Below are 15,477 nucleotides of genomic sequence, written 5' to 3'. Positions count from 1 at the left end.
TTGACGCCTGTCTCATGGCTGTACGGGCTACAAATAGTTGCCCGGTGGTGATGCCGCGTTGGTGGCGCGATTAGTCCGGGCTGTATCTGCCATAAAAAAGGGACGCTTCGGTTGATACCGAAAGCGCCCCAGGCCCCAATTACTTGGATGGGAAATCTTGTCTTAGGGGGGAAAGGCCCGCCGCTCAGGTAAGCAGCGGGCCAAATACTCGGCACTTTAGAAGTCGTAGCCGATGCTGAATTTCACCGAACGGCCCAGGATGGGGCGACCGTTTGGCGCAGCCGGGTTACGCGGGTCACCTTCCGTGATGCCATGGCTGTTATTCAGGTTATCAGCATGGACCTGGAAAAAGAGCCCGGACGGCGTGTTCACAAGAACGCCAAGGTCGATCTTCTCATAGCCAGCCAGCTCAACGCTGTTGCCATTGTCGCCAAATCGTTTGCCGACAAACTGGACCGCGCCATAAAGCGTTGCCGTCATATCGCCCACCTCAAACTCATAGCTTGGGCTCAGGCGCAGCTGGAACTTCGGCTGGCGCAGCACCCGGTTGCCGATGTCGCTCGCTGTGGTGGATTCGGTGATTTCCGCGTCCTGCAGTGTAGCGATAAAGGCCATGTTGAAAGCTTCATAGGTGACAAAGCCGTCAAGCTCGACACCGATCGACCGGGTCTTGAAGGCGCTTGCTCCCAGGGTGCCACCTACCACAGAGGAGAAGCTGTCGTTCTTGTTATAGAAGGCGGTGGCAAACAGGCCGAAATAGTCGTTCGAATATTTCACGCCACCTTCAAGTTGCTTGATGCCGTTCACATTGAGGTTGTTTTCGCGCACATCATCAAAGTGCGGGAACAGCGAGCCTTTGGAATACCGCGCAAAGACACCCAGGTCTTCATTGACGTCATAGTTGACAGCCGCGGTATAGGAGAAGGCGTCTTCCTTCAGGTTGACCGACATATCGCGCGTGCCGTCCGGGTAGCCTGGGCCGCTATCCAGCACATAGTCGATATCGATCCACTCGTTGCGGATGCCGAAGTCAAACCGGAAATCAGGCGTGACCTGCCAGCTGTCAGCGAGATAAAGCGCGTCAGCTGATGCGTCGCCCGCGGAGTTGATGCCGTATGCCCAGCAACCGGAGCCAGAACCCGCAGCCTGCAAATCTGTGCAGGCAATGCTGTCCTCAAGGAAATCGCCATTTGCGACGTTATGGACAGGCGTGAAGTTGCCGAGTGTCCAGAAATCGTCTGACGACCAGGTTGCTTTATAGTAGCCAACTGTCAGCTCATGATCGCCAACTTCCTTGGCAAGGCTGAGGTCGTTTGTGAAGGATTCGAGGTCTTTCTGCACGACCCAGTGGCCATAGTTCTGGACATAGTCGCTGTCAGTCAGTTCCTCACCACCAAGCGTGGATACAGATGCCAGCCCGAGAGCGGCCACCTGAATTGGGCTGCCGTCAGGCACGAAGCCATAGGTGTCGGCGTTGCCCTTGGTGTAGGACGTGTTGTTGCGCACTGTGAAGCCGTCGCCCAGGTCGAAGTCGACATTCAGGCCGGAAACCGACCCGTCCCATCCACGACCATCAGCGAAATCGAAATCTTCTGTATCGCCATTGCCGTTCACCTGGAGCGTACGGAAGCGCGTGGCGTTACCGAGCTGAGAAAACTCACCCAGATCGTTGCCGGAATTCAGCGCCATTGGCAGATACCACTGGCCGTGATCGTCGGTCACACGGGTCCAGGCGTTGATTTCGCCGTTATCGAGAACCTTGGTCAGTTGCAGGGTAACCTGCTTGCCTTTTTCCGAATTGAACTCGGCGTCGCGCACACCGGGGGATGATTTGATATAGCCGCCGACCATATAATAGAGCTCGTTACCGAGCGGGCCGGACAGCACTGCGTCAACGCGCTGCAGGTCATAGTCTGATGTTGTGTATTTCACCCGGCCTTCGGTCTCGTCGCCGCCTTTCTTCAGGTTGAAGTTCAGCGTTACGCCCGGCTCGCCATTTGAGAATACAGCGTTCGGCCCACCCCGGAGTGCTTCAGCGCTGGCGATGGTTTCATCGATCCGGAAAATGGAACTCTGTTCAAAGAAGGACAGCATCTCGGTGCCATAGATGGGCGCACCGTTGATGGACATGGTCACAAACGGTGCGTCGCCGCCGCCTGGCAGGCCGCGCACATCGATGTTCGCGCCGGCGACACCGCCCGAGCTTTCAGCCCAGACGCCAGGGACAAGCGTGAACAGCTCTGCGGTGCTTTTGGTGCCCGCGAGGCCGATGGCCTCTTCGTTCATGGTGGTGATGGCGAAGCTGGCGTCCTGTTTGCGAACGCCCGCGCCGCCTGGTGTACCTAGAACGACGATCTCTTCAAAGGCGACAGAATCGTCAGTGTCGGCGGCAGTGTCCTGCGCCGAAGCGGTTGTGCCCGCAACGGCAATAAGCGCCGCCAAGGCGGTGCTGGATTTAAGGTGACTGAGTGTAAAACGCATGTGTTTGGCCCTCCCACGCCTTACCATTATGTATACTTTCCATGCTGTGCTCAACAGACCGGCTTCCACTCCGGTTGTGTGGCGAAGGGGGTCGCACACACGTGTCGGCACTCGCATCAAAGCGGTGAATGGACCCATATCTACGCCTCTTTGCAATCGATTGCAATATAAAATTACAATCGATTGCATTGATTTGTAATATATCTCGACAAAACCATGGTCTGGCATGTAGTAAAACCATATGGAAAAAAGCAAAAACCTGACGATGGCGGATATCGCCAAGCTGGCTGGCGTGTCTGAAGCCACGGTGTCGCGTGCGCTTAAAGACAGTCCTTTGATCAACAAGGAAACGCGGGCGCGGGTGCAGCGAATCGCACGCGAAAATAATTATGAGATCAATGCAGCAGCGCGGAATTTCCGCACCAAGAAGACCCATACGCTGGCCGTTGTGTTGTTGGTGGACCGCCGCTGGGGGCACGAGGTTTCAGACGCGTTCCTGATGGTGCTGCTGGGTAGCATCGCAGACGAGGCTGGGCAGCAGGGCTATGACCTGCTGCTGTCGACCAACCAGAGTGATGTTGCTGACCTGAACGCCTATTTCCTCGAATCCAAACGTGCTGACGGCTTGATCATCATTGGCCAGGGCCGTAATGACCCGCGGCTTGACCGGTTGGCCGAAGCCAAAGCGCCCTTCATCGTGTGGGGCGCAGAAATGGCGGACCATAATTATTACACCGTGGGCAGCGACAATCGCCGTGGCGGATATGATGCCACCAGCCTTTTGGCGCGCAACGGTCGCCGACGGATTGCTTTCATGGGGGATGTGCGTCACCCGGAAATGGAACATCGGTGGGAAGGCTATCAGAAGGCCCTCGCTGACGCTGGCTTGGCCTATGACGACGGCCTGGTCATCCCGACCGATTTTTCGCAATCGGATGGCTACAAGAAAGCGGACCTGTTGGCCCAGGGCGGCAAACCAACGTGTGACGCGGTCTTCTGTGTCAGCGACAATATCGCGCTTGGGCTTCTGAAGCGGTTTGCGGAGCTGGGCATCCGCGTGCCGGATGACGTGGCAGTTGTCGGCTTTGACGACAACCCACCGGCGCTGTTCAGCACCCCGGGGCTGACATCCATCAAACAGGATGTTCAGGAAGGGGGGCGGCTTCTGGTGCAGAATCTGATCAAGGTATTGAACGGTCAGACAATCGACCATGTGGCGATGCCGACCGAACTGGTGATCCGCGATTCGTGCGGGCAGGGCTAGAAGGGCTTCAGCACCTTCTCAACCAGTCCTTCAGGGCTGGGCAGAACAATATCCGCCTGCGCGAGTATATCCGCGTCCCCGATGCCGGCCGCGAACATATCAGCGGCCTTGATGGCGGCAACGCCTGATGCGGCATCTTCAACCCCGAGGCACTGGCTGCTTGGCAGACCGAAAGCCCGTGCCACATCCAGGAAAATATCCGGGGCTGGCTTGCCTTTCGGGATCGCGCCCGCGTCAGCGACATAGTCGAAGGCGCCGGTGATTTCCAGACTGGCCAGCACTTGGGGTGCATTGCGGCTCGCCGAGGCCAGCCCAATCCGCCAGTTGTTGGCTTTCAGCCAATCCAGGGCCTCAACAATTCCGGGAAGTATATCTGCAGGCGTAATGCCACCGATCAGTGTCTTATAGTCTTCGTTCTTCTGTTGGGCGAGGGCCAGCCGTTCATCCATGCTGTAGGCCGTGGTGCCTTTGGCCAGGATATAGTCCAGCGATTCCATGCGGCCAACACCCTTCAGGCGGTGGTTGTCATCCTCGTCAAAGGGCAGGCCCAGGGAATGGGCCAATCGCTGCCACGCCAGGAAATGATAGTGGGCGGTATCGGTGATCACGCCGTCCAAATCGAAGATGCAGGCTTTCTGTACCATCGGTTACTCCATACAAAAGTTACTGGTTCGGCAGGGAAATTTGCTCTTTCGGCTTCAGAGCGACACGGTGGCCATAGTGATGGAAAATCACAGGGTCCGGTCCGTCATATTGATAGTCTGTGCTGTCTGCTGATACGGACAGCTTCAGCAGACCCGCCCCCAAGCGGAGCTTGAAGCTGTAGGACCGCCAGCCGTCAGGCAGCGCGGGCTTGAGCGCAGGCAATGCCCCTTCAAGACGCAGGCCACCGAAGCCATAGACCAAGGCCATCCAGGACCCGGCCATACAGGCCATATGGTTGCCATAATGGGTGTTGGCGTGCCGGTTCTCCAGATCCATGCGGTAGGTTTCCTCGAAGAACTCATAGGCCTTTGCCGGGTCGCCGCTCTCAAGGTTGGCGACCGCGTGAATGCAGGCCGAAAGCGTACTGTCGTGCGTGGTGCGCGGCTCATAATAGGCCAGATTCCGGGCCTTCTCATCGGCCGTGAAGCGGGCGGGGAGCAGGATCTGGGCCAGCACCACATCAGGCTGCTTCAGCACCTGATGGCGGTAGATCACCAAGGGGTGATAGTGCAGCAACAGCGGATAATTTTCTGCCGGCGTGCCGTCAAAATCCCACTCAGGCTTGTCCAGGAAACCATCGCACTGGGCGTGGATACCCAGGTTTTCATCGAATGGAACATACATGCAGTCTGCCGCTTTCTGCCATGCGGCGACTTCATCCTGTGACAAGTCGATTTTGGCGGCAATCGCATCAAAGTCTTGTTTTGAATAGCTTTTTGCGAGTGCCGCAGCTTCGGCAAGATGCTGCTGGGCCATCAGGTTGGTATAGAGGTTATTGTCGACCATGGCGGTATATTCGTCCGGGCCGGTCACTTCATGGATGCAGAAGGCGCCGCCTTTTTGGGCGTTAAAGTGCCCAAGGTCCATCCAGATGCGGGCGGTTTCGAACAGCATTTCCGCACCACCACCCGCCAGTAACTCCTTGTCACCACTGATGTTTACATATTGGATCAGCGCATAGGCGATGGCCGCATTGATGTGATATTGGGCCGTGCCCGCCGGGAAGAAACTGGAGCATTCTTCGCCGCCGATGGTGCGCCAGGGGAAAAGGGCACCTTTGGTGTGCCCCATTTCGCGCGCGCGGGCACGGGCGGCATCAAGCGTGCTGATGCGGTACTCAATGAGCGACCGGGCCACTTCAGGTGCGTTGAACAGGAAGAAGGGCACGGCATAAATCTCTGTGTCCCAGAAATAGTGGCCGTCATAGCCTGGGCCGCTCAATCCCTTGGCAGCCAATGCGCGGCCGCCGTCCTTGCCCGCGCTCTGGAACAGATGAAAGGCGCCGAAGCGGATGCCCTGTTCGACCGGATCGTCGCTGTCGACCGTAACATCCGCCGTATCCCAGAAGGCATCCCAAACGGCCTTGTGGTCTTTATAAAGCGCGTCAAAACCCTTTTGGGCCATAGTGCCCAAATTCTCGCCAAGCGCCGACCATCGTGCCCTTTGTGTGCCCTTTTCAAAATCGGCGTAGGCGACATATTTCCGAACGGTGATTTCCTGCCCAGGCGCGAGCGCGGCATCAAGCCGGGTGGCCCACAGGCCATCTTCGCGAATATCCTGTGCGCCTATGTCTGTGTCGCCGGAATAATCAACCCGGTACCCCGCCAGCACCAGGTGCCCACTGTGACGGACACGGTGGGCAATCAGGGTCGCGCCGTCACGGTCAGCTGCTTCAGGCTTCTCAAGGCAGGCCGCCACCGAAAGCTCGCCCGCGCGCGGGTCGAAACCTTCATGGCCGCCGCCATAGCGGGTGTTGAGGCCGGTGGTCAGGCTGACGGGGCCAGTGTAATCAACCGACGCCAGGGTATAATCGATCACCATCAGGCCGGGCGCGGCCATGGAGACAAAGCGGCGGCTGTTGATTTCAAGTGTGCCGCCCGTGCGCGTCTGCCAGCGGCTGGTACGGCTGAGCATGCCGTCGCGCATGTCCAGCACACGCGATTGGCCGTCAAGCTTGCTCGCGCCCTGGATGAAGCGTTCATCACCGGCCGTCAGGTCAAACGCCTTGCCGTCGGGCACCAGGATCATCTTGTTATTATGGCTGGCGAAGCCGAAAGCGGCCTCGTCATAATGGATCGGGTCGCGCAGGTAGACGCCGTTCAGGTAGGTGCCCTCGGTGGAGCGGATACCATCTGCCACGCCTTCTTCGAACGTGCCGCGGGTGCCAAGATAGCCGTTTGCCTGCGCCATCAGTGTTTCCGACACGGCCTGCGTGTCCGGCGTGAAGCCATTCTCCACCAGCCGCCAGTCGTCCGGCAGGAACGCTGGTGCCTTTCTTTTCTGGTCGCCCGTTTTACTCACGTAACTGTCTTCCCTAACCTGAACCCCACTTGCCAGCCTGTGCTGGAATCGGGTTCTATAATATCTTCTTTGCAATCGATTGCAATACTGTTATTGTGGACATTCGATGTCACCCGGGATCAGGTGAGGGACTGTTTGGGAGGTCACCCCGGGTTAGCTGTTTGATTGGGAGGAAGCCTGTGAGCGGGTTCATGCACAACTGGCGCATCAAGTTTGCGCTGTTTTTGGTCTATTTCGTTTTCGCCATCCTCTTGAACAGCGTTGGCACTGTGATTTCGCTGGTGGACGACACTTTCGGCGTAACGAAACTGCAGGCGTCGATGCTGGAAGGTTTCAAGGATCTGCCGATCGCGATCGTCTCCTTCCTGGTGGCATCCTTCCTGCCGCGGTTCGGTTTCCGCAACGCGATGATGACAGGCCTGGGTGTCGTCACCCTTGGGTGCCTGGCCATGCCGCTGGTGCCGGCCTTCCTGACCACAAAAATCCTGTTCCTCAGCGTAGGTGTGTCCTTTGCGCTGGTGAAAGTGTCGGTCTATTCAAGCGTGGGCCTGATCACGGACGACAAAAAGGAACATGCCAGTTTCATGAATACGCTCGAGGGTATGTTCATGGTCGGCGTTCTCGCCGGATACGGGCTTTTCAGTTATTTCGTTGACGACGCCCAGCCGGGGTCGCCCGTGTGGCTGGATGTCTATTGGCTGCTGGCGTTGCTGACAGCAGGCAGCACCCTGTTTATCTATTTCACCCCCTTTGATGAAAGCGCGGCCCACCATGAAGGCAGCAGCCTTGCAGAGGACTTCATGGACATGCTGCGGCTGGTGATCCGGCCCATTGGGTATATCTTTGTACTGTCAGCTTTCCTTTATGTGTTGATCGAGCAGGGCATTGGCACCTGGCTTCCCACTTTCAACAGTGAAGTGTTGCACCTGCCGCCCAGCATGAGCATTCAGGCCACCAGCATTTTTGCCGCCAGCCTGGCGCTTGGCCGTTTCTCGGCAGGCGCCATCATGGCGCGGTTTGACTGGTATCCGGTCCTGAATGTCTGTGTTCTGGCGGTGGCCGGGCTGGTGATGGTCAGCCTGCCGATGGCGGATGGCGTGGTGCCGAACGCGGATGTCACCTGGTTTGACGCCCCGGCGGCCACCTATATTTTCCCGCTGATCGGCCTGTTCCTGGCGCCCATCTATCCGGCGATCAATTCGGCCGTTCTGACCGCCTTGCCCACCTACCAGCACTCAGAAATGACGGGGCTGATCGTGATCTTCTCAGCGCTCGGGGGCACGACGGGGTCGATGATCACCGGCGCGGTGTTTGAAGACTTCGGCGGCAGCACCGCCTTTTACCTCTCATTGGTGCCCCTCGCGCTCATTCTGCTGACGCTGTTTTTGTTCAAGCGTGAAACGGTCAAAGCCACGGCCTAGAGAATAAAGGAGCTTGCCATTGTCTTCCAGCCTACCTAATCTCGCCTTCTGAAACGTGAAAAATACACGAAGGCGGTCCTTGGTCTGCGTTCGGTGTCATAGGGGGAAGACATGAAACAGGTCAAACTGGACGATGTGAGAGAAACGGGTGCTGTGGACCAGCAAGTGCATCAAAGTGGGGAAATATTGGGCGTCGGGACAATATTGTCTCAGAGCTTTGCCACATTTTTCAGGAATTGGCTGCCGTTCACTGTAATTGCGCTGATCGTCTATTTGCCGCTTTATGCCGGGCTGGTTGCCATCATTGGCGTTGACCCCAGCAATATCCAGATTGACCCCAGCAACACGGTGTCTTTCGTGACATTCGTTCTTGGTGCTGCCGGGCTTAGCATGCTGTCATATGCCGTCATGATGGCGACGATCAGCTACGGTGCTATTGAAGATCAGGCGGACCGGAAAGCTTCGCTGGGTGAGATGTTGACTGTTGGCATAAAAGCCTTTTTCCCGGTGGTCGTGGCGATGGTGCTGACCGGTATCCTTTATATGATTGGCCTTGTGCTCCTGGTGATTCCCGGCATCATCGTGCTGTTGATGCTGTCTGTCACGACGCCCGTGATTGCTGCGGAAGGCATGGGCCCCATTGCCGCTATGAGACGCAGCCGCGAGCTGACCGATGGCTATAAATGGACCATTCTGGGCGCTTTCATCGTAATTTCGATCATTGTTGGAATTGCTGGCGCGGTTATCAGCATACCGCTTAGCTTCCTGATGGTCGGTTCTTCAGAAGGTGGAACGATCTTCTCTGTCTCCATGATTGTATCGGGTGCCTTGGAAGCAGTGAAATATGCCATCTTGGCAACTTGTGGCGCGTCAATATATACGGGCCTCCGGAGGGCGAAAGAAGGCGTGTCGTCAGAGGAAATTGCCAAGGTGTTTGCCTGATCCGCTACCACGACCCTGCCGAGATACGTTCCTTTGGTGGCGCCCCGGACCGGTGGCGCCATCATGCATATTGGGCCTGTGATGGCGAGAATTCGGGGGCCTATTTGGTCCCGGGCGGCTTCTGGCCGGTATCGAACTTGTCGGTCTTGCGCGTGCCCATCAACAGTTTGCCTTCAAGGTGTTTCCTGAGGGCATGATAGTAAGCGGACAGAAAAGCTTCCATCTGGTGCGGCAGAACCGGGTCTTCCCAGCCGATTTTCTTGATGATGGTCTCACCCGCGGTCCGGAGCTTATCGGCGGCGTCCTTGCCTTGTTGCCGAAGAAGCTCCTCGAGTGTCTGCAGCTCATAGATGCCGTAGGCATTCAGCTGCGCGGTGGTGAAGCCGTAGGCGTCAAGCGCCCCCGCGGCAGCCCCGTTGGCTTCCAGCATATCGGTGGCCAGCAACACCTTGGGTTCGCGCACCACAAGCGTGCCTGCGATCAGGTCACCCGCGCGCAGATTGTCCTTGTTCATCATGGGCAGGAACACCAGCAGCATGGCCCAGATAAAGGCAAACAGCTGCATCAGGCCCGATACACCGGCTGATCCCGAAGAAAAGACAATGCCCATGGGCACGAAAATCTCAATCTCGCGCATCATGTTGCGGGCGAAAATGGCCTCGGACGACAGCGGCCTGCCGAACCGGTCGATCACCTTGATGCCAAGGCGCCGCTTGCCCGGTGTCTGGCCCTGCCACTTCAGCTCGAAAAACATGAAGTAGAAATTCCTGAGCGCAAAGATAAGCAGCAGAATCACAATCAGGCCGAAGTGGCCGATATTGGCCCAGCCGGTTGTAATGGCAATGGCGATGGACCCCAGAATCATGATGCCGAACAGGATCAGCAGGTCGATGATCACGGCACCGGCCCTGTCCCCGCGCTCGGCCAGCTCCACCTCAAGGGCCACGCCTTCGGGTGTCAGGATACGCCGGGTTTCTTTTGCCGGGCGCCTATTGCGCTGCTTGCGGCTCATAGCTCGTCCTCCCCGGCGTCATCGGGCCTGTTGTGGCCCATACCCAGGAAATAGATCGCCCACATGACAAGGAAGCCGAGACCGATGGCATAGCGGCTGGCATCGGATGTGACCAGCTGACGGGCGAAGCCTTCAAGAAGACCGGCAACCAGGAACATCAGGATGCAGCCAAAGGCGACCAGGGCGGCCTTCTTGCCGTATGTGGCCAGCGCTTCCATCCGGCTCAGCTTGCCGGGGAATACATAGTGCCGGGCGATTGTCAGTCCTGCGGCACCACACAGGATGATGGCCAGAATTTCGGTGGAGCCATGGATGATCAACCAGCCACCCAACTCACCCAGCAGATCTTTTTCATAGTGGAGCGCAAGAAAGGCACCCAGCATGGTGCCGTTCGTGAACAACAGCCAAATTGTAGGCAGCCCAAGGGCAAACCCAAGGGCAAAGGCCAGCAACCCGACTTGCGAATTGTGGGTAAAGAGCTGGGTGGCGAATATATTCAGGCCTTCTATCTCGTTCTTGTCCGGGTACAGCACGGCCCTGAGGTCCTCGGCCGAAGCGCCGGGTACCCGCCCGCCGGCCAGCGACCGGTCCACAAAGGTGTAGAACCATTCCGGGTTCTCCAGCACCAGGAAGAAGCCGGCCATCACGCCCAGCAGGGTCACGATCAGAGCCACCAGGAATTCCTGGCGGATCGACCGCACAGCATCGGGGATGGAGAACTGCATAAGCCGCGCGAAGGCCCTGCCAGCAGGACGCTGGTGGCCATACAGCAGGAAGTAGGCGCGGGTGGTCAGATTCTCCAGATAGTCGACAACATTCTTGTCGAGCGAGATCGATCGCGCGACGCTGAGGCTCGAAAGCGCGCCTTTATAAAGGTGCGGCAACTCGAACACGTCGGTTGCGCTCAGGGACCGGATGCCTTTCTTCTCGGCCTGCAGCACCAGTTGTTCCAGCTGTTGCCAGCCTTCTTCGCGCTCCTGCCGGAACTGGAAGCTTTTGGTTCCCACTGACGCCATCAGACCAGCTCCTGATTGATGATGGTGCGATACTGGTTAATCACATGACCCACCAGGTGTGCCGATTCAGGCTCCAGGCACAGTATGCCTTGCCGCCTGAGGTTCGAGAACAGAAGCTGCCGTTCCTTGAGCAATTCAGCCGCTGTGGCCGCGCGTGAGATATCTTTGACATCCTCGACCGGCTGGTTGGCTGTGCGCTCCAGATACGGGTCCTTGAGCGCGACGAACACGACAAAATGGTGCACCGCCAGGTGGCTCAGGTTCTCGCGCATCAGTTCAGCCGTTGTGGTGTCGACAAAGTCGGTGAACAGGACCACCAGCGTACGCCGGGTCAGCTGTTCCGCCAGCCGTGTCATCGCCAGCGTATAGTTGGTTTCGCTGACATCGCACTGCATGGCCGCCATATAGTGCTGCAGGTGGCTGAAGGATGTGATGCCCGACAGCGGCTTCACATAGGACCGCACCTGGCTGTCGAACGAGAACAGCCCGACCCTGTCACCGCCCTTCAGTGCCGCATGGGCAAGCACCAGTCCGGCATTCACCATATGGTCAAGGCGTGTCAGGCCGCCCAGCCGTTCGGCCATCAGGTGGCCGGTATCGAACGCCAGGATGATCTGGTGATTGCGCTCGGCTTCGAATTCCTTGACGAGGAGGCCGCGGTAGCGCGCCGAGCGTTTCCAGTCCACCGTGCGCGGGTCCATGCCCGGGACATATTCCCGAAGCGAGGAAAATTCGCTGCCGTCACCCCGGCGTATGTCCGGCCGTGGGCCGAACTCTTCCGACGCCGCGCCCATGAGGTCTTGGGCACTTCGGGCGGCAAGCTGGAAGTTCGGCAGGACCGGGATTTTCAGGTCCGGCGTTTCTTCAATCTGCCGTTCGGCCAGCCCCAGGGGCCCACGCCAGCGGAACCAGACGGTCGGGATGGTGGCTGTGCCGCGGCTCAGCGGTGTCAGCGCAACCTCCGTCCAGCCGCCACCGGGCGCGATGGTCACCGGTGTCTGGGCGTCCTGGTCCAGGATGTCATTGACCTCAATGGCCACCTGCACGGCGGGCAAGGCGATACCGTCTGCGCGTTCGGCACTGACCACCAGCGGCTGGCTTTCGCCGATATAGATCTGGGCTGGTTCTTCAATCAGGAAGCTGATTTTCGGTGCCCGTGGGCAGGACAGCCAGTCGATCAGCAGCAGGAACATCACAAGCGCCAGATAATACCCCGTCAGGCTCACAAGCGTGGGCGAGATCGCAAGCAGGATCACCGCCAGCGGGACGGCTGCCAGGATCAGCCAGAATGTCCTGAGGGTTGGGCGCATCAGCGGGGGGCCTTCACCTGTTCAAGAAGTTGCTGGACCACGTCACCCGCGCGGATGCCTTCGATTTCCGCAGCCGGGCTGAGGACCAGACGGTGCCTGAGCGCGGGCAGGGCAATGCGTTTGATATCGTCAGGGATGACATAGTCGCGACCATCAAGGGCGGCACAGGCACGCGACGCGCGCGCGATCATGGTGCCGCAGCGCGGTGAGGCACCAACGCGCACGGACGGATGCTCCCGTGTGCCGCGCACCAGGTCGACGATATAGTCCAGAAGCTCCTCCGCAACCTGCAGGCCCGCGATGGTCTGGCGCATGGCGCGCAGGCTATCCAGATTCAGAATCGGGCGGATATTCATCTCCGACACCGATGGCATGGTGGCGCGGTGGCCGTGCAGGCCGAGGATGCGGCGCTCTTCTTCGCGGCTTGGATAGTCCAGGATGTGCTGGAACAGGAAGCGGTCCAGCTGGGCTTCCGGCAGCGGGTAGGTGCCCTGCTGTTCGATCGGGTTCTGGGTTGCAATCACCATGAAGCCGTCGCCCAGGCTGTGGGCGGTGCCGTCGATGGTAACCTCACGTTCGTGCATGGCCTGCAACAGCGCCGCCTGTGTCTTGGGCGGTGTCCGGTTCACTTCGTCTGCCAAGAGGAGATCCGTGAAGATCGGGCCTTTGGTCAGCACGAATTCGCTGGTCTCGAACCGGTAGATGTTGGTCCCGAGCACATCGCCCGGCATCAGGTCCGGCGTGAACTGGATGCGGCCGAACTTGAGGTCGAGGCTGGCGGAGAAGGCTTGCGCCAGCAGCGTTTTGGCAACGCCGGGGACGCCCTCGAACAATATATGGCCTTCGGAAAGCAGGCTGATCAGCAACAGGTCGACCGCGTCGTCCTGGCCGACGATGACCTTTTTCACATTATAGCGCAGGCTGTCGCCGGCGGATTTGATGTCACTTGGTGTCATTCATGATCTCCTGTTTCCAGGTATAAAATTGATTGGCAAGGGTAAGAAGGCGGCTTCTTTTTGTGCTGTCGTCATCACGCACGCGAAGGATTCGCCGTTTGATCGTAGTGAAGCCGGGCTTAAGTCCCCGCTTGGCAGATTGTTCGTCCAGCCAGCTGTCCAGCCGGTTGCGCTCCAGGTCGCTGGGCACATTCAGATGGCGCGCAACAGTCAGGGACTGATCGTCCACAAGGCGGATCAGGGCTTCCTGTTCCTTTTCCGCCATATGCAGGATGCGGGCGGCATTCTCAATGAAGACTGCTTTGGAATCGTCTGCCGTGGCCACATTGCGCCAGGGTGCCCCGAAGCGGCGCGTCAGGGCCAGCAGGAAGATGATCACAGCCAAGAGGGCCGCAACAGTGGCATAGACAAACGGATGGCTGAACATGGCGCGCGCCATGCTGGGGTCGCGCTTGAACCCGTGGATGATTTCATCAACCACAAGGGTTTCGCGGCCCTGAGAAACTGTTTCCAGCACGTTCAGCGCCAGGGCGGCGTTCCAGCCGCGGGCCAGGCCGTGGGTCGCGATCAGGTCGGGGTCGGACAGAATCCAGACCGGTTCTTCTTCATAGTCACGGTTGAGGCGCCCGAACAGGATGCCCTGATCGTTCCAGATGAGGGGGGTCACCTGTTCGGATTTTATCAGCTGAAGGCTATCGATGTCCGGTATGGCGCGCGGATCGAAACCATGCTGCCAGGGGCCAGCTGAAGCATCGGTCGGGCGCAGCACCTCAAGGTCTTCCCCAAGATTGCCTGCCACCGCCTTTACCTGGGCGATGTTTTTCACGAAAGCCGCGCCGATCCAGTCGGCCTTGAAGCCATGCGGGATGCCCTGGCGTTTGGGCAGCACGACAAGCATCGGCGCCCAGTCGATCAATTGTTCTATGCGGTCACTGCTGGCTTTGCCCCTGGGTGGTTCCAGCAGAAGCAGGGTGGAACCGGGCCCGAGCTTGCCGGTGGTATTGTGCTGGCTTTGCAGCACCTGCCAGCCAGACCTTTCGGCAATGTCCATGAAGGCGGCATGGCCAATCGCCGATTTGGAAAAGCTGTTTGCCCCGTTCGAGATTTCATATTTGCCGTCACCCTTGAAGGCGGACGTCACGGCCAAGCCAAGGGTGGCCAGTATCCCGAGGAAAATAATCCAGAACAGGGCCTTTGTGGAAAAAGGCGCGGAATGGTTTGTGCCTGTCGCCATCACACTGTCCCTTTCCCGGCCTGAACCAGCAATTGATAGCGCTGGAAACAGGCTTTGTAGGTTTGTTCGGTGATGACATGGCCGGCAAAAGCGTAGGCTTCCACGGTGGCAACAAGAAACCCGAGCGCATCGGCTGGCGATGGGGCCAGCTTGGCATCCCTGACAATCTCGCGGCCGGTCATCCAGGGGCGCAGGCGTACAAGTTCTTGCCTGGCGAGGCCAATCAGGGCCGTCGCCAGCAACAGGCGAACAGCTTCGCCAAAATTCCCGGCCTTTGCCGCCTTTTCCGCGTCATCAAGGGAGGCGGGTTGGGCCAAAGCATGGGTGCCGGCAGGCGCCGCGCCTTTTCGTACCGTTGACCGGCGTGGCTTCCTGGTGCGGATTTTTGGGCTGGTGCTACCGGTCACCAGCACCCAGATCATCACGGCAATGGCAAAGAGACCCAGCCCCACCAGGGCATAGACGATCAGGTCACCAAGCCACCGTGGCAAGGGATTGGATTTGCGAGTGGGCTTGGGTTTTTCCAGCTCGGGCAGGCTGCGTTGATAGCCGCCTCCTTCCAGCATAGTGTCGACCTGGCGGCCTAACTCTGTATCGGGCAGAGGGGCCTTCAGCTGCACGGAGTCAGCAGCTACATCGTCACTGGTCTCGCCGTCTTTGCCCCGTTCAGTATCCCACCAGTAGGCCAGGCCAAGCAGGCCGATCGAGACAGCGGCCAATATGGCCAGCTGCCGCCAGTTCTTGCTGATACCTTTTTTGAAGCCCCCCGTCATGGCGATACTCTAGAAAGACCGAATTCCCAGGTAAAGACGGAAAATCACTGAAAGTGTTTTTT

The 15,477-nt window shown here is 58.5% G+C and carries 12 protein-coding genes; 3 read left to right on the top strand and 9 right to left on the bottom strand.

All coding sequences use genetic code 11. From position 1 onward, the window contains the following. Nucleotides 1-216: 216 nt before the first annotated feature. The gene (locus tag KORLAC_RS15900) at nt 217-2,481 is read right to left on the bottom strand and encodes a TonB-dependent siderophore receptor (RefSeq protein ID WP_068308351.1); all 2,265 of its coding nucleotides are present in this window, start codon (nt 2,479-2,481) and stop codon (nt 217-219) included. Nucleotides 2,482-2,722: 241 nt separating this feature from the next. On the opposite strand from KORLAC_RS15900, the gene KORLAC_RS15895 reads away from it, so the two are divergent. Continuing rightward, complete coding sequence (locus KORLAC_RS15895; protein ID WP_068308348.1) at nt 2,723-3,745, top strand: LacI family DNA-binding transcriptional regulator; 1,023 nt, start codon at nt 2,723-2,725, stop codon at nt 3,743-3,745. Here KORLAC_RS15895 and pgmB read toward each other — a convergent pair. Then, nucleotides 3,742-4,389: a beta-phosphoglucomutase gene (gene pgmB / locus KORLAC_RS15890; RefSeq protein WP_068308344.1), complete on the bottom strand. Its 648-nt coding sequence runs from the start codon at nt 4,387-4,389 to the stop codon at nt 3,742-3,744. The two genes, KORLAC_RS15895 and pgmB, sit on opposite strands and share 4 nt — an antisense overlap. Before the next feature lie 19 nt (nt 4,390-4,408). After that, the gene (locus tag KORLAC_RS15885) at nt 4,409-6,751 is read right to left on the bottom strand and encodes a glycoside hydrolase family 65 protein (protein WP_068308341.1); all 2,343 of its coding nucleotides are present in this window, start codon (nt 6,749-6,751) and stop codon (nt 4,409-4,411) included. A gap of 191 nt (nt 6,752-6,942) precedes the next feature. Between KORLAC_RS15885 and KORLAC_RS15880 the strand changes: the two genes are divergently transcribed. Beyond that, entirely contained in the window at nt 6,943-8,172 is a 1,230-nt protein-coding gene (locus tag KORLAC_RS15880) for an MFS transporter (RefSeq protein ID WP_068309353.1), read from the top strand. Nucleotides 8,173-8,283: 111 nt separating this feature from the next. Further along, nucleotides 8,284-9,114 carry a YciC family protein gene (locus KORLAC_RS15875; RefSeq protein WP_068308338.1) on the top strand — a complete coding sequence of 277 codons (831 nt, stop codon included), beginning with the start codon at nt 8,284-8,286 and terminating at the stop codon, nt 9,112-9,114. 100 nt (nt 9,115-9,214) lie between these two features. Here the strand turns inward: KORLAC_RS15875 and KORLAC_RS15870 are convergent, their stop codons facing one another. From KORLAC_RS15870 to KORLAC_RS15845, 6 genes are read right to left on the bottom strand one after another with little or no spacing between them, the layout of a single operon-like run. Then, the gene (locus KORLAC_RS15870; RefSeq protein ID WP_068308334.1) at nt 9,215-10,126 is read right to left on the bottom strand and encodes an RDD family protein; all 912 of its coding nucleotides are present in this window, start codon (nt 10,124-10,126) and stop codon (nt 9,215-9,217) included. Further along, nucleotides 10,123-11,142, bottom strand: a complete 1,020-nt coding sequence (locus tag KORLAC_RS15865; RefSeq protein WP_068308331.1) for a stage II sporulation protein M — start codon at nt 11,140-11,142, stop codon at nt 10,123-10,125. Before KORLAC_RS15865 ends, KORLAC_RS15870 begins: the two co-directional genes overlap by 4 nt. Beyond that, nucleotides 11,142-12,452 (bottom strand): DUF58 domain-containing protein, encoded by a 1,311-nt coding sequence (locus KORLAC_RS15860; protein ID WP_068308328.1) that lies wholly within the window; start codon nt 12,450-12,452, stop codon nt 11,142-11,144. Before KORLAC_RS15860 ends, KORLAC_RS15865 begins: the two co-directional genes overlap by 1 nt. Further along, a complete protein-coding gene (locus KORLAC_RS15855; RefSeq protein ID WP_068308325.1) occupies nt 12,452-13,408 on the bottom strand; it encodes an AAA family ATPase in 957 nt (318 codons plus the stop codon). The genes KORLAC_RS15860 and KORLAC_RS15855 overlap by 1 nt, the downstream gene beginning before the upstream one ends. Beyond that, nucleotides 13,395-14,642, bottom strand: coding sequence for a DUF4350 domain-containing protein (locus KORLAC_RS15850; RefSeq protein ID WP_068308322.1), 1,248 nt, complete (start codon nt 14,640-14,642; stop codon nt 13,395-13,397). The genes KORLAC_RS15855 and KORLAC_RS15850 overlap by 14 nt, the downstream gene beginning before the upstream one ends. Next, nucleotides 14,642-15,415 carry a DUF4129 domain-containing protein gene (locus KORLAC_RS15845; protein ID WP_068308319.1) on the bottom strand — a complete coding sequence of 258 codons (774 nt, stop codon included), beginning with the start codon at nt 15,413-15,415 and terminating at the stop codon, nt 14,642-14,644. Before KORLAC_RS15845 ends, KORLAC_RS15850 begins: the two co-directional genes overlap by 1 nt. Between the last annotated feature and the right edge of the window lie 62 nt (nt 15,416-15,477).

Origin of the sequence: Kordiimonas lacus, from assembly GCF_001550055.1 — a bacterium.
GTDB classification, from domain to species: domain Bacteria; phylum Pseudomonadota; class Alphaproteobacteria; order Sphingomonadales; family Kordiimonadaceae; genus Kordiimonas; species Kordiimonas lacus.
Note: the sequence above shows the minus strand (reverse complement) of the source record. Positions and strands in the feature narration are given on the sequence as shown.